The 20,450-nt window shown below is 34.8% G+C and carries 21 protein-coding genes; 16 read left to right on the forward strand and 5 right to left on the reverse strand.

The features are described from left to right. Nucleotides 1-37: 37 nt before the first annotated feature. From JOD18_RS24665 to JOD18_RS17175, 3 genes are all read right to left on the reverse strand, one after another. Entirely contained in the window at nucleotides 38-787 is a 750-nt protein-coding gene (locus tag JOD18_RS24665; protein WP_338029561.1) for a CDP-glycerol glycerophosphotransferase family protein, read from the reverse strand. Then, nucleotides 787-2,361: a CDP-glycerol glycerophosphotransferase family protein gene (locus tag JOD18_RS17170; protein WP_275583039.1), complete on the reverse strand. Its 1,575-nt coding sequence runs from the start codon at nucleotides 2,359-2,361 to the stop codon at nucleotides 787-789. The genes JOD18_RS24665 and JOD18_RS17170 overlap by 1 nt, the downstream gene beginning before the upstream one ends. A gap of 223 nt (nucleotides 2,362-2,584) precedes the next feature. Beyond that, nucleotides 2,585-3,787, reverse strand: coding sequence for an LCP family glycopolymer transferase (locus JOD18_RS17175; protein WP_204670344.1), 1,203 nt, complete (start codon nucleotides 3,785-3,787; stop codon nucleotides 2,585-2,587). Between the two features lie 510 nt (nucleotides 3,788-4,297). Between JOD18_RS17175 and JOD18_RS17180 the strand changes: the two genes are divergently transcribed. The 4 genes from JOD18_RS17180 (at nucleotide 4,298) to JOD18_RS17195 (ending at nucleotide 6,174) form a co-directional block, all read left to right on the forward strand. Next, nucleotides 4,298-5,371: a glycosyltransferase family 4 protein gene (locus JOD18_RS17180; RefSeq protein ID WP_204670345.1), complete on the forward strand. Its 1,074-nt coding sequence runs from the start codon at nucleotides 4,298-4,300 to the stop codon at nucleotides 5,369-5,371. A 107-nt stretch (nucleotides 5,372-5,478) separates the two neighbouring features. After that, nucleotides 5,479-5,703, forward strand: coding sequence for a DUF1659 domain-containing protein (locus JOD18_RS17185; protein WP_204670346.1), 225 nt, complete (start codon nucleotides 5,479-5,481; stop codon nucleotides 5,701-5,703). Nucleotides 5,704-5,743: 40 nt separating this feature from the next. Then, entirely contained in the window at nucleotides 5,744-5,962 is a 219-nt protein-coding gene (locus tag JOD18_RS17190; RefSeq protein ID WP_204670347.1) for a DUF2922 domain-containing protein, read from the forward strand. Between the two features lie 74 nt (nucleotides 5,963-6,036). Beyond that, on the forward strand, nucleotides 6,037-6,174 hold the full coding sequence (locus JOD18_RS17195) for a YvrJ family protein (protein WP_204670348.1): 138 nt from the start codon (nucleotides 6,037-6,039) through the stop codon (nucleotides 6,172-6,174). A 71-nt stretch (nucleotides 6,175-6,245) separates the two neighbouring features. Here JOD18_RS17195 and JOD18_RS17200 read toward each other — a convergent pair whose 3' ends face one another. Both JOD18_RS17200 and JOD18_RS17205 read right to left on the reverse strand, forming a co-directional pair. After that, the gene (locus JOD18_RS17200) at nucleotides 6,246-6,401 is read right to left on the reverse strand and encodes a DUF1540 domain-containing protein (RefSeq protein ID WP_204670349.1); all 156 of its coding nucleotides are present in this window, start codon (nucleotides 6,399-6,401) and stop codon (nucleotides 6,246-6,248) included. Between the two features lie 183 nt (nucleotides 6,402-6,584). Next, entirely contained in the window at nucleotides 6,585-7,844 is a 1,260-nt protein-coding gene (locus tag JOD18_RS17205) for a helix-turn-helix domain-containing protein (RefSeq protein WP_204670350.1), read from the reverse strand. A 387-nt stretch (nucleotides 7,845-8,231) separates the two neighbouring features. Here JOD18_RS17205 and JOD18_RS17210 point away from each other — a divergent pair, with 387 nt between their 5' ends. The 12 genes from JOD18_RS17210 to JOD18_RS17265 all read left to right on the forward strand — a co-directional run bounded on the left by JOD18_RS17210 (nucleotide 8,232) and on the right by JOD18_RS17265 (nucleotide 20,450). Next, entirely contained in the window at nucleotides 8,232-8,813 is a 582-nt protein-coding gene (locus JOD18_RS17210) for a nitroreductase family protein (RefSeq protein WP_204670351.1), read from the forward strand. Between the two features lie 272 nt (nucleotides 8,814-9,085). After that, nucleotides 9,086-9,853 (forward strand): YveK family protein, encoded by a 768-nt coding sequence (locus JOD18_RS17215; RefSeq protein WP_204670352.1) that lies wholly within the window; start codon nucleotides 9,086-9,088, stop codon nucleotides 9,851-9,853. After that, nucleotides 9,828-10,520, forward strand: a complete 693-nt coding sequence (locus JOD18_RS17220) for a CpsD/CapB family tyrosine-protein kinase (RefSeq protein WP_204670353.1) — start codon at nucleotides 9,828-9,830, stop codon at nucleotides 10,518-10,520. The genes JOD18_RS17215 and JOD18_RS17220 overlap by 26 nt, the downstream gene beginning before the upstream one ends. Before the next feature lie 205 nt (nucleotides 10,521-10,725). Beyond that, the gene (locus JOD18_RS17225; protein WP_204670354.1) at nucleotides 10,726-11,493 is read left to right on the forward strand and encodes a tyrosine-protein phosphatase; all 768 of its coding nucleotides are present in this window, start codon (nucleotides 10,726-10,728) and stop codon (nucleotides 11,491-11,493) included. 86 nt (nucleotides 11,494-11,579) lie between these two features. Beyond that, on the forward strand, nucleotides 11,580-12,464 hold the full coding sequence (galU, locus tag JOD18_RS17230) for a UTP--glucose-1-phosphate uridylyltransferase GalU (protein ID WP_204670355.1): 885 nt from the start codon (nucleotides 11,580-11,582) through the stop codon (nucleotides 12,462-12,464). A 17-nt stretch (nucleotides 12,465-12,481) separates the two neighbouring features. After that, a complete protein-coding gene (locus JOD18_RS17235) occupies nucleotides 12,482-14,308 on the forward strand; it encodes a polysaccharide biosynthesis protein (RefSeq protein WP_204670356.1) in 1,827 nt (608 codons plus the stop codon). Between the two features lie 47 nt (nucleotides 14,309-14,355). After that, nucleotides 14,356-15,468 carry a DegT/DnrJ/EryC1/StrS family aminotransferase gene (locus tag JOD18_RS17240; protein WP_204670357.1) on the forward strand — a complete coding sequence of 371 codons (1,113 nt, stop codon included), beginning with the start codon at nucleotides 14,356-14,358 and terminating at the stop codon, nucleotides 15,466-15,468. A gap of 1 nt (nucleotide 15,469) precedes the next feature. Then, complete coding sequence (locus JOD18_RS17245) at nucleotides 15,470-16,138, forward strand: sugar transferase (protein WP_204670358.1); 669 nt, start codon at nucleotides 15,470-15,472, stop codon at nucleotides 16,136-16,138. After that, the gene (locus JOD18_RS17250) at nucleotides 16,125-17,198 is read left to right on the forward strand and encodes a hypothetical protein (protein ID WP_204670359.1); all 1,074 of its coding nucleotides are present in this window, start codon (nucleotides 16,125-16,127) and stop codon (nucleotides 17,196-17,198) included. Before JOD18_RS17245 ends, JOD18_RS17250 begins: the two co-directional genes overlap by 14 nt. Nucleotides 17,199-17,206: 8 nt before the next feature. Continuing rightward, a complete protein-coding gene (locus tag JOD18_RS17255) occupies nucleotides 17,207-18,208 on the forward strand; it encodes a GNAT family N-acetyltransferase (protein ID WP_204670360.1) in 1,002 nt (333 codons plus the stop codon). 23 nt (nucleotides 18,209-18,231) lie between these two features. Next, nucleotides 18,232-19,527 (forward strand): ATP-binding protein, encoded by a 1,296-nt coding sequence (locus JOD18_RS17260; protein WP_204670361.1) that lies wholly within the window; start codon nucleotides 18,232-18,234, stop codon nucleotides 19,525-19,527. Then, nucleotides 19,524-20,450, forward strand: a complete 927-nt coding sequence (locus JOD18_RS17265) for an NAD-dependent epimerase/dehydratase family protein (protein WP_204670362.1) — start codon at nucleotides 19,524-19,526, stop codon at nucleotides 20,448-20,450. The genes JOD18_RS17260 and JOD18_RS17265 overlap by 4 nt, the downstream gene beginning before the upstream one ends.

The following is a 20,450-nucleotide window of genomic DNA, read 5'->3' on the forward strand; positions in this document are numbered from 1 at the left end:
TAAAAAAGAATAAGTGTAAATATTTCGCATAAGATCGTCATTCGTCATTGGCTATATATCTTTGTTCTATAGGCTTGCTGTCATTCACATTGTCAAACAGCTGCTGTACAGCTCTCTCACTGGCCCGGCCATCATCAAATGCACAAAAGGTGTCATAAAATTCATTATATTTTGTTAAAAATTCTCTCTCTATTTGGGCGATGCGTTTGATAGAATCTAATACTTCTTCAGATGTATACAGCAGCGGGCCAGGCAAATCATTCTCCATATCGATATAAAATCCCCTTAACATATCTTTATACTTATCAATATCGTAGGTAAAGAATAGAATAGGCCTTCTTAAGTTAGCAAAATCAAAAAAGACAGATGAATAATCGGTAATTAACAAATCACTGACAATATATAAATCGTTTATATCATTATAGCTGGAATAATCATAAGCAAAGCCGCTAAAATCAGTTAAATCAATATGATCAGATATTAAATAATGCATTCGTAAAATGATAACATACTCTTCACCTAATTCCTGCTGTAATAAATGCAAATCTAATTGCAGCTGAAACTTATACTGCCCAATCTTATGGTATTCATCATCTCTCCATGTCGGGGCATATAAAATTACTTTTTTATAGGGAGGTATGTGTAACTTTTCTTTTAGCTGATCACTATATTCCTCTGTATAATTTTTTAGAATATCGTTACGAGGATAACCATATTTTATCATCTTCTCCCTGGGATACATGAAGGCACTTTCGAATATTTGCTCAGAGTATTTATTAGCTGCAATTAAATAATCCCAATTTCTCGATTGCTGATAGAAATCTTTTTTATAATGGGATTGGCTGAAGCTACATTATCCATATCAAAAACTAATTTCTTCAATGGTGTGCCATGCCAAGTGGATAAAATAATTTGTTCCGGCTTTTTGTGCAGCCATTTTGGCTGTCTCATATTTAGTACAAAATATTTAGCAACTGTCACATAATAAAAGTATTTCCAGCTGAACCGCTTGATTACTTTGACGTCTTTATGATGGAATTCTGCTTCATCTTTTACCATATCTTTATCATTTAATACCCAGATATGTTTCTTTTTATGAGTTTGTTGTTTCAACAGATGCTTAAAGATAGCCTTTGGACTATCTGAATAATTACGACCTAAAAAACTCTCATAAATAATAATATTTTCTTGAATAGGCAGTTTAGAGAAGATGTATTCTTGGAGGAGTTTTTGTCTAAAGCGCTTCTTCTTTGGCTGGCTAAATTGATATACTGTATAACCAATCACTCTTGCCTTGCTGGTGAAATAAGCTATTCTAAAATTGCCCCGGCTAATAGAAGAAATCTCCATTCGATGCCTGTTTGCCAATTTGACAGGGGCGGATTCTGTAAGGAAGATAGCCTGTAATTCGTGATATAAAGGAATATTTCGTTCAAATGACTCCAAAAATTCTTCATTTTTAATAATGGTATATAAGTAATGTTTAATCGCTCTTTGCTTCACTTGCCTAGCAATATCTAGATTATCACTATCTTGCAGCACAATTTTTAAGGCACGGAAAAACTGGAAAGAACGATCGGAGAAAAACTCCTGGGACAAGGAAGGGTAATTTATTGGATCATTATGTATCAGCTTATAGTATAGCCCTACTGTTGTTTCGAGAATGGATGGAATCCTATGATAGATTTTCATAAGGAAAGGTATTTCTCCATATAAATCGAGCGTTTCGTCAAACGAAATGTTGTTCTCTATGAGGAAATTCCGTTGAAAAACAAAACCGTGTACTTTTAAGGGCCGATTAAGTCTTTTCATTATTTGTTCTGGCTGTCTTTCATTATAGTTAAAGTTTAGAACGTTTTCTTCAAATAATTCATTAATAAGGGTTTCCCCTTGTTTACTTGTTATATCTATACTGAGTTTATTAAATACTTGATTTAGCGTTTCTAAGGTATTAGTTTTATAAAAGGCTTGGTTGTTCTTATCAAAACTTGTTTTTTTATCAAAATGTGTAGTATTGATTTTTAACCTTATTGCTTCTGGAGATTCCGTATCAATTATTTTCTTTGCATACATGAAGGCATTCGGGTGCAGATAATCATCGCTGTCTAGAAATAACACATAGTCTCCTTCTGTTTCTAGCAGTCCTTTATTTCTTAATCCACTTACATTAGAAGGGTTATCCATAGGTATTGGCCGATAATTTAGGGAAGAATCCTTCAATAAAGATGGCAACTGATCAGTTCTGTTATGTACTAATAATACTTCAAAATCCTTAAAAGTTTGTTCTTCTAAGCTTTCTATACAGTCTTTGACATATTTTATATTGGTCTCCTTGAATGGTATGATAATACTAAATAACATTCAATCCCCCTCACTATAATGTAATTTTTTAATTATATGGAATTTTTAATGTAGCAAATTGTGGTATTAAATAAACTGCGGATAGTTCTTTGATGGAGTATGTAATGATGATATCACTATTTTACAATATTATTACGTAAAAATAAAGCGTTTTCATAGATTGGATATATTTATAAAAAAAGAAGCACCATATCTGTTTGATAGGTGCTTCCAATCGTTTTGATTAATAGGAATCACTCGGAGTCCATGTTTCTTCAGACTGTTCATCCTCTTGATTAGGCTGCCAAGTGTCTGTTTCTGGTTCTGCAGGTGCCTCTGGATCAGGCTGCCAAGTGTCAGATTCCGGCGCAGTTGGCTCCTCTGTCTCAGATTGCCAAGTATCAGGTTCTGTTGGTTCTGTTTCCGGCTCGGACTCCCAAGTTTCCGAATCAGATTCTGTGTTTGTTTCTGTATCAGTTGTTGGCAAGTTTAATTGTTCTTTTAATATATTGCGTTTCTCTTCCAAGTCAGTTGGATCAAGGATGAAATAGTAAACACTTTCCCAACTATCGGTACCTTCTAAATTTAGTGTTTCGAGGGTTAACTCCCCGGTAGTACCATAAGAGATAAAGCTTGTTAGTTCATCAAATGACATGCTAGTCGTCATATTGTCTCCAACTGATTCCATGAGATCGTCCACTCTTAGGATGGAGTCGAAGGAAACGGCCTTATTGACGATCGCCTTGATAATTTCTTGCTGTCTTTTACCACGCTCAATATCGTTGTCTTGTTTTCTTGTTCTTGCTAAGGCAAGAGCCTCTTCCCCGTTTAATGTCTGTACACCAGGCATTAAATGGATAGCTCCAGCTTTATCTTGCGAATCTTGTTCTGTCATTTCATAAGGTACTTCTACTTCAATGCCATTTAATGTATCGACAACATCAATAAAGGCCTCAAAGTTAACTTTGACAAAATAATCAACAGGTATATCTAATAAGTTTTCGACTGTTTCAATGGTTGCTTTCGGCCCGCCAAAAGAGTGGGCATGATTAATTTTTGTTTCATAACCAACTTCTGGAATATATACGTAAGAATCACGTGGAATACTTAGAAGTTTTACGTTTTTCTCATCTTTATTAAGGGTTGCTAGAATAAGGGCATCGGAAAGTCCATTGGACTCATTGCCACGCTTTTCGCTCTCGTCAACCCCAATAAATAAGATCGAAACATCATCTACATTTGGGTCTACTCTGGAATCTCTTAAGTCAGATTTTTCACGTCCATCTTCCTCATAAGAGTTCGATACGATTTCTTCGGCCTTATTAATAATATTCCATGCATATACGCCAATTCCCAGAGCTATGATTAATAAAGGTATTAAGAACAAGAGCCATTTCTTTCTCTTTTTGACCTTTTTCCTCACGATACGAGTTTTTGTGTTTGCCATTCCGAGGTCTCCCTTAATATAGAATAAAAGTCATTATCTGTAAAAAATATCTTGATTATAAATACACAACAACCACCATTGTACAACGAATCATAGAATTAGTCACCATTGATTATTTATCAAATATATTAAATTCATGTTACAAAAAGAAAGGTTTTGCCAAAAAAAGTCTGATTTTCTGTATAGATTGGGATAGTGAAAGGATAAATATATTGAATAAATAAGCAGGTTGGATTAGATTATACTTCTTTTATACTACTGGATTTTGGCAGAGAATACAAGAAGTTGATAAATACATTGCACTTCCAAGTACGTAAAAAAACAGGTTATATTCTTCCTTCTACTGTATATTTATGCGGAAGTCATGCTATAATGAGACGAGATTAATTTGATTTAACTAACTTGTAAAGTTTAATAAACCTCAGGTCAGCAAGGAAGTAGACGATCTATATATGTGGGGTTTTCTTTTCTTTTAAGAATTGGTAGGCAGATCATGAAGTAGGTGTTTCTATGTATAATATTATGGAGTTAATTACGGCCTTCCTGATTTCAGCTGGTGTGGCCTTCTTGACAACTCCTCTTATAAAAAAACTAGCCATTAAGGTGGGAGCGGTAGATTATCCAACTGGGCGCAAGAAGCATAAAGGTGTCAAAGCCAGGCTTGGCGGTTTGTCTATTGTATTAGGGGTAGCTGCTGGTTTACTCTTTTTACAACCAGAGCATCCCTATATGACTCAGATTATTATTGGCGGCGTGATTGTAGTGATCACAGGCATATTAGATGATATTTTTGGTTTGAAGCCTTATCAGAAATTATTAGGTCAGTTGATTGCAGCCTTGGTGCTGGTATCATCTGGCTTGATTATTGACAAGATAACGATGCCGTTCTTTGGGACTATTGATATCTCCTCGATCGGATTAGTATTAACCGTGCTATGGGTGATCGGTGTAACCAATGCAATTAATTTAATTGATGGACTAGATGGGCTTGCGGCAGGAGTATCAGCGATCGGATTAACCAGTATTCTGATCATTGCTATAATGGATTATCGATTGGTTGTTGTTTATTTAGGGATGGTCTTGGTTGGGAGCTGTTTAGGTTTCCTTTATCATAATTTTTACCCGGCGAAGATTTTTATGGGGGATACAGGTGCTTTATTTCTAGGTTACTCTATCTCTGTTATTTCTATGCTTGGATTGTTTAAAAATGTGGCCTTATTCAGTTTTATCATTCCGATTATTATTATTGCAGTTCCTATTTTTGACACGATATTTGCAATCGTTCGTCGGCTTATCAATAAACAAAATATTGGAATGGCCGACCGTAAGCATATCCATTATCAATTGATTGACATGGGATATAGTCATCAAACGGCTGTGCTGATTATTTATGCCTTTAGCGGTTTCTTCGGTTTAATGGCGATTATCTTTAATAGTGCTACTTTACTGGCCTCTTTATTTATTTTAGGAATTATTGTAGTAGCTATTCAGTTAATTGCTGAATTATCCGGCGTTGTAATAAATGGTCAGAAACCGTTAATTAATAGTGTGCGAAAGTTATTTGGAAGAAAACAAAAAATATAAGCTAGCACTTCTTTAGGGAGTGCTAGTTTTTTTTGTGTGGAAAATAATTTTCTTTGACACCTTTGCTTCATTCCAATTGATTATAGGAGTGAAAGGAGGTGAGCAGCATGGTCGCAGCCAATCAGTTAGATTCAAGACTTCAGTTAACCTTCTATAATGGCGTAGATCCTGATTCGGGCAAAGACTTATTTAAGTCCAAAACATTTAACAATGTGAAGACAACAGCAACGAATGAGCAGTTGTTTGTTATTGCACAGGCGCTTGTTCCATTACAGGAATTGTCATTATCCACGGTTAAGCGAAATGACAGTACACTATTAACAGAGGAATAAGCACAAACATGACCAAATTATAAAGAAGCGAGGTGACAAAATGAAAAAGTTAGAACTGCAATTTGAGAATGAAGAAGGGAAAACAACAACCATTTCACTCGATCAGCCACTAGAGCCAGTGGATGCGGAAGCTGTTAATGCGGCGATGGATACGATTATTGCAGAAAATGCCTTTGAATCAAGTGGCGGTGAGTTGATTGCCAAGAAGGCAGCACGAGTAGTAGAACGTAATGTAGTCGAGATTGAAATCGAGGTTTAAGTGAGAAGAGGAGGGCTATATGGCTCTCCTCTTTCGTTTAGAATGGGACTATTATAAAGAAAGGAGTCATCGGTATGGATCAGACATGGATATCATTTATTACCGATTTTGGTTTTCCGGTTGTCGTTACCTTCTATTTACTGCATCGGATTGAAACGAAACTCAATACATTAATTGAATCCATCGTTGCTTTACCAGAGAAGATGAAATAATGGTATTTGCTTGTTATAGAAGAGAACGAACCTCAGCTGCATAATACGAGCTGAGGTTTTTCAAGAAGGGTTTAGATGGTAGGCTGGAATGTGCTGCAATCAGTTTCCTTTTCATCAGCAGCTTGTTTACCTGTATGACTTACGACATAAATAATATCGGCATGACATTTGTTGCCTTCTGACCAGAACATACAATTATTCACTTCGCATTTTACGTCTTTTGCCATCTGACACACCTCCTAGTACCTAGTTTGAATAAAAGAGATGAAACTATGCAAAATAATTTTATCCGGGTACAATCGTCCGTAAGATCCCACCTCCATACTTGGAGAGGTGGCAAAGAATTATAAGTGGGATCGCTAGCGTCCCTACCTATCAAGAGAGTGCTGCCCTCTGATGGCAGTCTCTCTTTATCTCTGTGGGTATTTATTTAATAATTCTTTGGTATACATATTCCCTGGAAAAATCAGATAATGATTGGCAGCCTCTTTATAGTTATGCTTTTGGTAGTTGGCAGTACCTAAAATCGCATGGCAGTAATAGATGGCTTGAATATTATTTGTATTTTGGAAGAAAGGAATAATCTTTTTTCGGACCTTGTGATGAAATTCTTCTGAACCATAGGACTGCTGTGCAATTGCTTTCAAAATAAAAAACTCATATTCCAAAGCCTTGGACAATTTCATTTCTTCTGCGGAGCCAATTAGCCGCAATGCCTGCTCTGTTTCTTGTTTGAGTAAGTAGACAAAAGAACAGAAAAGTAAGGCAATTTGTTTGAGAAAAGGAGAGGTCTGCTGCCGTAAATTTATTTTGCTGTACTTTAATGCGCTTTCATAATCTTGTGACTCAACATAGGATTTGCCTAATGCATAGTGAATAAAGAAGGCATTCATTCCCTTTGCATGCTCTAACATATTTAATAATTCAACAGTAACGGTATTGGTTTCCATAGGTACTTGTCCTGTAAAAGAATTAATAATCATAAACAGACGTGAAGATAACATATGAGATGGACTCAGGGCATTTTGAGACAGCTGCAAGGCTTTATTTACATAGTCAGTTGCTTGCTGATTTTTATTCATATAGTAGTAAGAAATGGCATAATACAAATGAATATCACTATCTTTTTTGGCTTGCTTTGGGTGAGCGGCGACGGCTTTGTTCAAATAAGTTAAAGCATTAGCAAAATGCTGCTTTAAAATAAAATAATAACTAATTGCTTTGTAGTAAGGATAGCTGATTTGAGGAGAAAATACCTCTGTATATTTGATTAGATGGGGAAGTAATTTGGAAGCATGTTCCGTATTATAATGAAGCAAAGCATATTGAAATTGACACAATCTGTATAATTCTATGTGATCGTCAGAATCTGTTATGCCTACTTGTTTGAAATGATGATAATAGCGGTCGGCAACATCAAATTGCTGGTTGGTCATATTTTTTTGCCAGGTAAAAAGTTGACGAGAAAGCTTGGGTCGCTTTCGCTTTATATGTCTGTTCACATTAAGTACCTGAAAGATATGTAGGAGCAATTGTTTAGACGGCTGCTGTTTCCCTAACTCAATCTTACAGATAGTGGAGATGCTGCGATTAACTTTTCTGGCTAATTGCTGTTGCGACCAGTTCTTTTTCTTGCGGTGAAATTTGATTAGCTTTCCTACTTCATACATACTTAATATTCACTTCCTTTTTATAGATATTTTGAACTAAATAAATTATACTATATAAAGGGCGGGTTTTACAAATCATTTACATATTAGTATATCTATAGACCAATAAATAAGTAATAAAAGGATAATGATAATGAAGGTGGAGAGGCCGATTAGTGGAATCACAGCAAGCAAAAAGGCAACAAAAAGGATAAAGCCAAGAATCATTAACAGAAGAAAATGAAAGAAAGTCTTCATCACAGGATACGCCCCTTTTGTTTAATAGTTTCCCTAGCGGTGCTAATTCTACATGTATCTTATGATGTGCAGTTGAGAATCGTGTCTTTTGAGCTTAGGCTTTTTTTATTTTATAATGGGAATTGGAATCAAAAAGGAGGATCTATTTACATGGTGAATATGGATATAAATAATTATCGTCAGGCAGACCATCCAATTGAGGATTTCTTTCTAAAGCGATGGTCCCCGCGGTCTTTTTCAGACCAAAATGTAGAAGAAACTACATTATTCTCTGTTTTAGAAGCTGCACGCTGGGCTCCATCTGGCAGTAACAAACAACCTTGGCGTTTTATCTTAGCTCGTACAGAAGAAGATCGTGAGAAATATTATTCGTTTATTAATGAAGGGAATCTTGCTTGGTGTAAGAAGGCACCTGTCTTGGTATTAATCATATCAGACTCCGAAGCAAGCGGCTCTCATGCATTTGATGCCGGCACCTCATGGGGATATTTAGCCTTGCAAGCCATGCATAAAGGTTTAGTAACACATGCCATGGGCGGCTTTGACAAGGAGAAGGCACGCGAAGTATTGAATATACCGCCACAATTTGTTCTTCATGCGATAATCGCAGTTGGCTACCAAGATGAGAAGGAAAAATTAGCGGAGAGCTATCAAGAACGTGAAAAACCATCACCGCGCCGTCCGCTTAAGGAAACGGTGTTTGAAGGTGGGTATAAGGAAGAACTGGAATAGAACTTTAAAAGGCTGTCGGGGGATTCTCGGCAGTTTTTTATTTGTGAGAAAATATTCTATGCCCATTATGAAGAAATTATTATTCTTACAGAAAAAGTATGAATCTCCAAATGTCAAGTAAAAGAAAACATTTTTGTGTAAAAAAGTTGTAAATTCTACAAAGTTTTATAACATTTCTAAAAAAAATATGATATAATTTTCAAGATGGTATGCAAATCTTGGTATACCATATTTATTTTTGTTGAATAATTATATTCGGGGGTAGCTAAATAATGGAAGAAACGATTTCGTTGAAAGAAATATTTGAAGTGATCAAAAAGCGTTTTTTATTGATCCTTTTTCTCGTAATTGGCGCAGGAATTATTAGTGCCGTTGTTAGTTTTTTTGTGTTAACTCCTACATATCAATCTAGTACACAATTTATTGTTAGTCAAGATAATAACAATAATGAAACAAGTAATATCGAACTGAATGATATTCGATCTAATGTAGAAATTATCAATACGTATAATGAAATTATTATTAGTAATCGAATTCTTAGTCAAGTAGTAGAGGAAATGAATCTAACCATTAGTCCAGGAGCTTTAGCTGAAAAATTATCAGTTTCTAGTGCCGAAAACTCACAGGTAGTAACATTAACGGTTACAGATGAAAGTCAAACGGTAGCGGCAGATATTGCCAATACGACATTAGAAGTTTTTCGTGAAGAATTACCGGAACTAATGAATGTGAATAATGTAAATGTCTTATCGGAAGCTGTTGTTTCAGAAAACCCAACTCCTGTTAGTCCGAAACCACTGCTTAATATAGCGATTGCTTTGGTTCTTGGCGGAATGATTGGTGTGGGACTGGCTTTCTTATTTGAATATTTAGATAATACAATCAAAACTGAACAAGATGTAGAAAATAAATTAGGGTTACCAATTCTAGGTGCGGTATCTCATATGAATGAGGAAGACCTTTTAATGGGAAATAGCCGCAGGGCTTCCAATAATCAAAAAGGAGGACAAGAGTATGTTCAAGCGAAAAAAACAGTCTAATACAAAAAATGTCCGACACTTGATTACAAAAATGAACCCACGGTCACCAATCTCAGAGCAGTATAAGACAATTCGGACTAATTTGCAATTTTCTTCGGTGGACAGTAGTTTGAAATCTATGTTAGTTACTTCATCTGGTCCATCGGAAGGAAAATCATCGACAACAGCGAATTTGGCGATTGTTTTTGCTCAACAAGGGAAAAAAGTATTATTAATTGATGCCGATATGCGGAAACCGACTATTCATTATACATTTCGGATCGATAACCGGCGTGGTTTAAGCAGTGTGCTGGTTGCTGAATCAACACTAAAGGAATCGATTGTTAGCAGTGATGTAGCCGGCTTAGATTTACTAACTTGTGGTCCAATCCCACCCAATCCATCTGAATTGTTAGGATCGAAAGCAATGGAAACATTAATTGCCAATGCACAATTGGAATATGATTTGGTCTTATTTGATACACCACCTGTATTAGCAGTAACGGATGCGCAGATCTTGGCTAACCTTTGTGATGGTGTTGTGATGGTGGTGCGTAGTAAGCAAACAGAGTATGAAGCCGCACAAAAGGCTAAGGAGTTATTAGATGTAGGAAATGCTAAGCTGTTAGGTGTTGTATTAAATGACCGTGAACAGAAGAAGGGGCATTATTATTATTACGGCACTTAATTAAGATAAAAGAGTCTTTTAGTCGAACATTTTGGTACTGAAAGACTTTTTCTATATTAGGATGGCACTATTGACAGTAATAATAGGCAAGGAAGCATAGCTATTATCCTATTGTAGATCAAGTAGAATACTGCTATAATTAGGCAATAAAAGTAGATTGTAGTAGAAATAACATGGAAATTACATAGAAATGTGGTGTTAAATCATGATTGATATTCATTGTCATATCCTGCCTGGTGTAGATGATGGAGCCAAACATAATGCTGATAGTATCCAAATGGCTCAAAGTGCTGTATCGCAAGGGATTAATACCATTATTGCGTCTCCACACCATCTAAACGGAAGTTATAATAATACCAAAGATGACATAATCGCAGCAGTTGATCAACTAAACAAAAAATTAAATGAAGAAAGCATCCCTCTCACGATACTGCCAGGACAAGAAACACGAATAAATGGAGAAATGTTAACCGACTTAGATAATGGCGAGTTGCTCCCTTTAAATAAGACCAGTGGATATTTATTTGTGGAACTGCCTTCTAATCATGTTCCACGTTATACCAAACAATTATTGTTTGATTTGCAACTGAAAGATATCAAACCTATTATTGTACACCCTGAACGAAATCAAGAATTAATTGAAAATCCCAATATTTTATATGATTTAGTAAGTAACGGTACGCTAACACAAGTGACAGCTGCAAGTGTAGCAGGTAAATTTGGTAAAAAAATAAGGAAATTCAGCCTGCAATTAATTGAAGCCAACTTAACACATTTTATCGCCTCGGATGCCCATAATACGACTTCGAGGGGTTTTGTTATGCAAGAAGCCTATGGGATTATTAAGGAGAAATTCGACACCTCAACAGTATATTGGTTTATGGAAAATGCTCAATATCTTGTCAATGGTGACCATGTGATTGGTGACCAGCCGGAACGAATTAAAAACAAGAAATTTTTAGGCTTATTCTAGCTAGAAATAACTAAAAATAAAAATTTGTTAATGAATAGTTGTAAAGTATCTGTTTAGAAAATGATAATTGGAGGATGTTTATAAATATGAAGAAGGTAAGGAAGGCAATTATACCTGCAGCAGGATTAGGAACGAGATTTTTACCAGCAACAAAGGCAATGCCAAAGGAAATGCTGCCGATTGTCGATAAACCAACAATTCAATATATTATTGAAGAAGCGATTGAATCAGGGATTGAAGATATTATTATTGTAACGGGTAAAGGAAAACGGGCGATTGAGGATCATTTTGACCATAACTTTGAGCTTGAGGATAATCTATTGAAGAAAGGCAAGTTGGAATTATTGGAGAAAACCAAACAATCTGCTAATGTAACTCTTCATTATATTCGTCAGAAGGAGCCACTAGGATTAGGCCATGCGGTTTGGTGTGCCCGTAAGTTTATAGGTGACGAACCTTTTGCGGTTTTATTAGGCGATGATATTGTGCAGGCAGATACGCCATGTTTAAAACAGCTAATTGATCAGTATGAGAAGACAGGTGGTTCTGTGATCGGCGTACAACAGGTGGAGCATAGTGATACTCATCGTTACGGTATTGTCGATCCAAGGGAACAGCAAGGTAAGACATACTCAGTTAACCGTTTTGTAGAGAAGCCAGAACCAGGTACAGCACCTTCTAACCTAGCGATTATGGGACGATATGTCCTCTCACCAACGATCTTTCAATACTTAGAAAACCAAGAATTAGGTGCAGGAGGCGAAATTCAACTAACTGATGCGATTCAGCGATTAAATGAAACCCAAAGTGTGTTTGCTTATGATTTTGATGGCAAGCGATATGATGTCGGTGAAAAGGTTGGCTTTATTCGCACGACAATTGAATTTGCTTTAGAAAATGAAGAAATTGGCGCGGAAATTAGAGATATAATTACAAGTTTAGCAGAAGAGATTACAACAAAACAAGGATAATGAGAGGGATGGCCCAGATGGGATATAAACAACGAATAGGTTTGTTAGTATTATTAGATTCGCTGATTGTAAGTACAGCCATCTTTATATCATCCTGGATCGTATATCCTAATTTTGATGGTATTAATATGAGAGTAATGGTAATCACTGCGATTGCCCTGCTCTTATTTCATCATCTATTTGCATTTATTTATAAGCTCTACCATAAGGTATGGGCATATGCAAGTATTGGGGAGCTCATGGCGATTGTTAAAGCTATCACACTAACGATCGTGGCGACAGCTGTGGTGCAATTCTTTGTCAATGACTTTACTCTATTAAGAAGAGCATTATTAGTGACTTGGCTGTTACATATTATTTTAATTGGCGGATCACGTTTTATTTGGCGAATCTTCCGTGATCAATATATGCATGATAACACGAAGAAGAAACGGACATTGATAGTTGGTGCTGGTGCAGCTGGGGCAATGATTGCCAGACAATTAAGAAATGAGCATTCACATACTGACCTTTTAGCGGTAGCTTTTGCTGATGATGATATGGCTAAACATAAGATGCAGCTCTATGATTTGCCTGTAGCAGGAAGTACCAAGGATATACCAGAACTAGTCAAGGAAATGGAGATCAAACATATTGTAATTGCGATCCCTTCGTTATCTAGCAGTACCTTATCAGAGATTGTTACCATTTGTAACAGTACGAATGTGAAGGTGCAGATGGTACCCAAAATTGAGGATATTGTTTCTGGTAAGATTTCGGTTAGTTCATTAAAAAATGTCGATGTAGAGGATGTTCTGGGCAGGGATCCAGTTGAATTAGATATTGATTCAATATCTGAGTATGTTACAGGTAATACGGTGATGGTAACTGGTGCAGGTGGTTCAATAGGTTCAGAAATTTGTAGGCAGTTAATGCGATTTAATCCATCAAAGATTTTATTGGTGGGTCATGGCGAATTCAGTATTTACACAATTGATATGGAGTTGCGTAAAAAATATCAAGACGATGTCGAAATTTTACCTATTATTGCAGATGTGCAGGATAGAGAGCGGATCTTTGATATTGTGAATCAACATCAGCCAAGAATTATTTATCATGCAGCAGCACATAAACATGTACCATTAATGGAATATAATCCCCATGAGGCAGTAAAAAACAATGTTATAGGCACTCGTAATGTAGCAGAAGCAGCTGATGCATTTGGCATTCATACTTTTGTTTTAGTTTCTACCGATAAGGCTGTTAATCCTACTAATGTGATGGGTGCTACTAAGCGAATAGCGGAAATGGTTATTCAAGATTTAGCCAAACGAAGTCAGACAAAGTTTGTAGCGGTTCGTTTTGGAAATGTGTTAGGAAGTCGTGGAAGTGTTATTCCTTTATTTAAGAAGCAGATTGAAGAAGGCGGTCCAGTGACAGTCACACATCCAGATATGACAAGGTATTTTATGACTATTCCAGAGGCTTCCAGGCTTGTGATTCAAGCTGGAACCTTGGCGCGCGGTGGTGAAATATTTGTGTTAGATATGGGTGAACCGGTGAAAATTGTCGATTTAGCAAGAAACTTGATCAAATTATCTGGTTATACGGAGAAAGAAATCCCGATTGAATTTTCTGGTATAAGGCCTGGTGAAAAAATGTACGAGGAATTACTTGGAGAAGACGAAGTTCACCCAGAGGCTGTATTTGAGAAAATTTATATTGGGAAGACGGTAGACGTGGATCAGGAACAATTGAGAGAATTGATCGAGGGGTTTTCAGAGTATGATCATACTAAGCTAAAAGAGACTTTAATGAAGATTGTATTTGTTGATTCGAAGAAGTATACACAAGCAATTAACTAACTATACATGGTATGGGGAACTAACTACTTGAGAGGAAGCTTTTAATTATGACTGAACGTATCTTTCTTTCTTCACCACATATGAGTGATGAAGGCTATGAGCGACAATATGTAAAAGAGGCATTTGATACTAATTGGATTGCACCACTAGGAACCAATGTAAATGAGTTTGAAAAGGAATTGGCTGAGAAAGTAGGTTCTAAGGCAGCAGCAGCCCTATCTTCTGGGACAGCTGCGATACACTTAGCTTTGAAAGCAGCGGGGGTGGAAGAGGGAGATATTGTTTTCTGTTCTACTTTAACATTTTCAGCAACAGCTAATCCTATTATTTATCAAAATGCTATACCTGTTTTCATTGATAGTGATAAAAAAACATGGAATATGAATCCAGAAGCATTGGAAGAAGCTTTTGAGAAATATCCTGAAGTGAAAGCAGTACTTATTGTACACCTTTACGGTCTATCTGCAGATATGGATAGAATTATGGAGATATGTAACAGACATAATGTAGCTGTTATTGAAGACGCTGCGGAATCTTTAGGTGGTTATTATAAGGGACAGCATACGGGTACGTTTGGTGACTATGGTATTTTTTCTTTCAATGGTAATAAGATTATTACCACATCAGGTGGAGGTATGCTTGTTTCTAATAATGAAGAGAAAATCGACAAGGCTCGTTTTTGGGCTACTCAATCACGTGATCAAGCCCGCCACTATCAACATAGTGAATTAGGTTATAATTACCGTATGAGTAATGTGACAGCAGGAATTGGTAGAGGTCAACTCAAGGTACTAGAACAACGAGTAGAAAAGAAACGATATATTTTTGAATATTACAAACGTGAACTTGATCATCTAGAAGGTATTGAATTTATGCCAGTTAACGAATGGGATCATCCGAATTATTGGTTAAGTTCTATTCAATTAACCGGCAAGGTAAGGCCAATCGATATTATTGAAGTATTAGAAAAAGAAAATATTGAGTCAAGGCCTGTCTGGAAGCCTATGCATATGCAGCCATTCTTTCAAGGGTATGATTTTATTGGACTAGGTGTTTCTGAGAAACTGTTTGAGAATGGTGTTTGTTTGCCAAGTGATACGAAAATGAACGATGAAAATTTAAGTAGAGTGATTAACTTGATTAAAAGGTTGTGGATATGAGATGGATAATTCAAAAAAATCATTTTACAGTAATTTTGTAAAAAGAATATTGGATTTTCTTTTTTCTTTAATTCTAATAATTCTATTAAGCCCAGTTTTTCTTATTGTAACTATCTTAGTAAAGGAGAAATTAGGAAGACCTGTTCTGTTTAAGCAAAGGAGACCAGGCCTTAATGAAAAAATATTTACTATGTATAAATTTAGGACAATGACAGATGAGAGGGATGAAAAAGGAGAGTTATTACCAGATAGCATAAGACTTACAAAATTCGGGAAAATACTTAGGTCTACTTCATTAGATGAATTACCAGAATTATTAAATATATTAAAAGGTGATATGTCCTTTGTTGGCCCACGCCCGTTATCGGTTAAATATTTGCCATATTACAATGAAGTTGAAAAAAAACGTCACCGTGTAAAGCCTGGCCTAACAGGATTAGCTCAGGTGAACGGAAGGAATAAGGCATCTTGGGAAACAAGATTTGCTTATGATATTGAATATATATCTAATATCTCTTTAATGTTTGATATAAGAATTATAGTGAAAACTATCATTGTCGTTTTTAAAAGAAAAGATGTAACAGTTAGAGGCACTGGTCAGATAGAAAATTTCCATGAATACCGTATGAAAAAAAATAAAGAAAGTGGTTTGAAAAATGGAAATTGGTAGCGAGTTTGCATTATTTGAATCACGACAACAAACAGTGGAGCAGAAATCCGTATATGAAATGATTAAAAATATAGGGCAAGATAGTAAATTTCTTTTTTCTGGTAGAACAGCGATAGACTATATATTACAAGATATAAAGGTGGATGTAAGAACTGTGTATGCACCTTCTTATTGTTGTGACTCTATGTTACAACCTTTTATTGATAAAGGACTAAATATAGAATTCTATGAAGTGGTTTTTAAAAATGGAAGTGTTATATACAAAGTTGACTTTGATAAAAAAATCGATGTGTTTTTGGGAATGAGTTATTTTGGGTTCTATATTTCTAATATGGATGAAATAATTAGTATTTTCCACAGGAAAAATGTATTAGTGATTGAAGACATCACACATAGATTATTTTCTACCAAGAATTATTGTGAAAAATCAGATTACTTAATAGGGAGTATTCGCAAATGGTTACCTTTACCGAGTGGCGGTGTAGCTATTAAAAGAAATAGTTTTTTTAAAAATGTGAAATTAAATAAACCTCCTGTTGCAATCATAAATAAGAAAATAGAAGCTATGAAAAAAAAGGCAAAATACCTAGTATCACGTTCAAGCAAAATAGCTAAAAATGAATTTTTAGCTTTATATTCTGAATTTAATAAAAGTTTAAGTCAAACTTATAAAAATCTAACAATAGATGATTATTCTATGAATATATTATTATATAGCAGTGTGGAGGAAATTAAAAAAAAGAGACTGGAAAACACAATATATCTTTATGAACAGCTAAAAAGTTCAAAAGATATTCAGTTTATGTTTGATACTTTTGATCCATCTAAGGACTGTCCGCTTTTTGTTCCGCTTATGGTTAATGACATACTTAGAGATAAAATAAGAAGTAACTTAATTCAGAATTCCGTATATTGTCCCATTCATTGGCCGCCATCAAAAGCGCTCAATATAAACAGTCGAATTTTCAATATCTATAATCAAGAACTTTCGTTAATATGTGACCAAAGGTATGGAATCTCTGATATGAGATATCAAATAAATAAGTTAGGGGAGTTTTAAAATATATTATGATAGACATATATTTTGAACATAATTATGGCAAACTTTATGAGGAAATTGAACACGGTGAAAGCAGTGTGTTCAAATTAGACAATGAATTTGGGAGTATTGAATATATTTTTTTGAAAAGAAAGATACCAGGTGACACAAAAGAAGAATATTTTGATATTGTTTCTCCATATGGTTACGGTGGGCCTGTCATAGTTGACTATGTACCAGGAAAGAAGCGAGAGCTGGTTTTAGAGTTTAAAAACAAATTTCATGAATTTTGTGTAGATAATAATATAATATCTGAGTTTGTACGCTTTCATCCTTTAGTGAATAATGCTAAAGATTTTGAAGATGTTTACAAAGTTGAATATAGTAGAAAAACAGTTGGAACTAATTTAAAAGAATTTGATGACCCTTTTCAATCAGAGTTTTCTAAATCTTGTCGAAAAAATATAAGAAAATCTCTAAAGGAGGGTGTGAGTTATAGAGTAACAGAACAACCTGAAGATATTAGTGCATTTAAACAAATCTATTATTCTACAATGGATAGAAACCAGGCAAAAGATTATTACTATTTTGATGATGCTTATTTTGAAAAGTGCCTTAACTATTTCAAAAAAAACCTTTTGCTAGTTGAAGCAATTTATGAAGACAAAATTATTGCAATGGGATTTTATTTTATATATAACAAAACAATACATATTCACCTTTCAGGTACTTTAAGCGAGTTTTTATACCTTTCTCCGGCATACATACTTCGATACGCTGTAACTTTATGGGGAAAAGAAAACGAATATGAAGTTATTCACCATGGTGGTGGCAGAACAAGTGATGAAGAGGATAACCTATTTAAGTTTAAGAAACAATTTGGTAAAAATACAGAATATTTATTTTATATTGGCAAGAACATAATCAATGAGGAGATTTATTATAAGCTCTGTAAACAAAAAGAAATTGATGTGAACATTGATTTTTTTCCGGCTTACAGATGTGAGTGGAAAGGGAAGAAGCTACCATAAATAACGATTTTTGGAGGGTAATAATGTCTAGTTTTGCAGGAAAGAGACTTTTAATTCTAGGTGGTTCACAAATTTCGTGTGAAATAGTAAATAAAGCAAAGGAGATGGGGATTTATACTTTTGTCACGGACTGGTATCCAATTGAAAAATCTCCAGCAAAACAAATTGCTGATAAAGCTTTAATGATAAGTACGACAGATATCGAGGCTATTGTTGAATTAATACAACGTGAACAAATAGATGGAGTGATAACAGGATTCACTGACTCGGTGTTACCTTATTATGCTTTAATATGTGAAAGAGCGGGACTTCCCTGTTATGGTACATATGAACAATTTAATGTATTAATAGATAAAAGCAGCTATAAGCCTATGTGTAGGAAATATGGGGTTCCAATAGTTGAAGATTATGACATAAATGAAGTCATAAACAGTTCAAATGATTTGAACATAAAATACCCTGTTTTAGTAAAGCCGTCTGATGCCAGTGGCGGCAAAGGTATTTCAGTGTGCTATAATCAATCAGAATTGTTAGAAGGCTATAAAAAGGCGTTACAATTCTCTGAAAGAAAACAAGTATTAGTTGAGCGTTATATTAGAGGTGAGGAAGTTACTGTATTTTACATTTTACAAGATGGCGAAATTTATCTTGCCACAATTGCAAATAGACATATCAAACAAAATCAACCTGATACAATTCCTTTGCCAGTAGCTTATACATTTCCATCAGTGCACATACAGAAATATAAAGCGAACATTGAGCCAAATGTAAAGAAAATGTTCCAATCATTGAAAATGAAAAATGGAATGGTGTTTATGCAGTGTTTAGTAGAAGATGGAGAATGTTTGGTATATGATATTGGTTATCGCCTAACTGGTACACTTGAGTATAAATTATTTGACCAAATGGCAGAATATAATACATTAGAAATGTTAATACATTTTGCAATAACCGGAAAAATGTCTGATTATTCAATCAAAGAAAAAATTGAATCACAATGGAAAGAATATGCATGTAACGTTTCTTTTTTGGTAAAACCTGGGAAAATTAGAACGATAAAGGGTGTTGATAAAATTTTAAGTATACCGGGAGTGTTGGATGCAGTTTTTGCACATAAAGAGGGCAGTGAAATTCCTCTAAATGCTAAAGGTACTTTGAAGCAAATTTTATTAAGAGTTTTTGCTACATCACCTAGTCAAGAGAAATTAGAGGAGATTTTAAACAATATATATGAACAACTAGAAGTTGTATCAACAGATGATGAACAAATGCTATTAGCGGGTTTTGATACTACTGAGTTAAGGGGGAAATTAACTTGAATTCACCAAAAACAGTAATTGTAAGTGGTGCTAGTGGCTTTTTAGGAAAACAATTAGTTAAACAGATGGTTCGGAAAAATGAATATAACGTAGTAGCTCTTACGTCCAATGCTAATAAGTTGAAATCTGAAATTGGTACCGAAGAAAATCTAAATATTTATATTATTAATGAATTTTTGAAAACGATAGACGGTTTGAGCGAAAACGATGTGTTCATTAATTGTGCATTTCCAAGAAGTTCTGACCCATCAAAATTAGCTAAAGGGATAGAATTTACAGAAGAAATAATTCAAAAAATGATTAAAAAAGGTATAAGAAATATAATTAATATATCTTCACAGAGTGTATACAGCCAAAAAACAAAAACCAATACTGATGAAACAACACAAGTAGTACCTGAATCTTTTTATGGTATGACGAAATATGCTACTGAAAGAATCGTGGCAGCAACTTGTGAGTTGATTGATTTTAAAATCAACTATTCTAATATTAGATTAGCAAGTTTAACTGGTAATGAATTAGAAGCGAGAATGACAAATAGATTTGTGAAAAATGCTTTAAGTAATAAATCTATTATTATTAATGGTGGAAACCAAAAAATTTCCTATTTGGATGTTAGGGATGCTGCTGAAGCATTGATTCAAATGCTTAACGTTGATCCAAACCAATGGAATAACGTTTATAATCTAGGAAATCATTATTATTTTACGGTATTAGAATTGGCGGAGACTGTGAAACAACAGGCTGCTGATTTATTAGGCAGAGAAGTAAAATTAGAAATTACTGAAGGCAACGATGACTTTAATAATTTAATTAATAGTAGCCAGTTTTACAATGACTTCAATTGGAGACCTGTATATGATATGCCATCAATAGTCACTGATTTATTTAACTATTATAGTGAAAAGGAAGAAACTGTATAA

It is taken from the genome of Gracilibacillus alcaliphilus (genome assembly GCF_016909015.1).
Taxonomy (GTDB): domain Bacteria; phylum Bacillota; class Bacilli; order Bacillales; family Amphibacillaceae; genus Gracilibacillus; species Gracilibacillus alcaliphilus.

Excerpts from the sequence above, each read along its gene's own strand:
- JOD18_RS17220 (WP_204670353.1), top strand. The coding sequence starts at position 9,828 with ATGTTCAAGCGAAAAAAACAGTCTAATACAAAAAATGTCCGACACTTG.
- JOD18_RS17225 (WP_204670354.1), top strand. The coding sequence starts at position 10,726 with ATGATTGATATTCATTGTCATATCCTGCCTGGTGTAGATGATGGAGCC.
- JOD18_RS17205 (WP_204670350.1), bottom strand. The coding sequence starts at position 7,844 with ATGTATGAAGTAGGAAAGCTAATCAAATTTCACCGCAAGAAAAAGAAC.
- JOD18_RS17175 (WP_204670344.1), bottom strand. The coding sequence starts at position 3,787 with ATGGCAAACACAAAAACTCGTATCGTGAGGAAAAAGGTCAAAAAGAGA.
- JOD18_RS17255 (WP_204670360.1), top strand. The coding sequence starts at position 17,207 with ATGATAGACATATATTTTGAACATAATTATGGCAAACTTTATGAGGAA.
- JOD18_RS17185 (WP_204670346.1), top strand. The coding sequence starts at position 5,479 with ATGGTCGCAGCCAATCAGTTAGATTCAAGACTTCAGTTAACCTTCTAT.
- JOD18_RS17215 (WP_204670352.1), top strand. The coding sequence starts at position 9,086 with ATGGAAGAAACGATTTCGTTGAAAGAAATATTTGAAGTGATCAAAAAG.
- JOD18_RS17235 (WP_204670356.1), top strand. The coding sequence starts at position 12,482 with ATGGGATATAAACAACGAATAGGTTTGTTAGTATTATTAGATTCGCTG.
- JOD18_RS17190 (WP_204670347.1), top strand. The coding sequence starts at position 5,744 with ATGAAAAAGTTAGAACTGCAATTTGAGAATGAAGAAGGGAAAACAACA.
- JOD18_RS17245 (WP_204670358.1), top strand. The coding sequence starts at position 15,470 with ATGGATAATTCAAAAAAATCATTTTACAGTAATTTTGTAAAAAGAATA.
- JOD18_RS17210 (WP_204670351.1), top strand. The coding sequence starts at position 8,232 with ATGGTGAATATGGATATAAATAATTATCGTCAGGCAGACCATCCAATT.
- JOD18_RS17200 (WP_204670349.1), bottom strand. The coding sequence starts at position 6,401 with ATGGCAAAAGACGTAAAATGCGAAGTGAATAATTGTATGTTCTGGTCA.
- galU (WP_204670355.1), top strand. The coding sequence starts at position 11,580 with ATGAAGAAGGTAAGGAAGGCAATTATACCTGCAGCAGGATTAGGAACG.
- JOD18_RS17240 (WP_204670357.1), top strand. The coding sequence starts at position 14,356 with ATGACTGAACGTATCTTTCTTTCTTCACCACATATGAGTGATGAAGGC.
- JOD18_RS17195 (WP_204670348.1), top strand. The coding sequence starts at position 6,037 with ATGGATCAGACATGGATATCATTTATTACCGATTTTGGTTTTCCGGTT.
- JOD18_RS17170 (WP_275583039.1), bottom strand. The coding sequence starts at position 2,361 with ATGTTATTTAGTATTATCATACCATTCAAGGAGACCAATATAAAATAT.
- JOD18_RS17260 (WP_204670361.1), top strand. The coding sequence starts at position 18,232 with ATGTCTAGTTTTGCAGGAAAGAGACTTTTAATTCTAGGTGGTTCACAA.
- JOD18_RS17250 (WP_204670359.1), top strand. The coding sequence starts at position 16,125 with ATGGAAATTGGTAGCGAGTTTGCATTATTTGAATCACGACAACAAACA.
- JOD18_RS17180 (WP_204670345.1), top strand. The coding sequence starts at position 4,298 with ATGTATAATATTATGGAGTTAATTACGGCCTTCCTGATTTCAGCTGGT.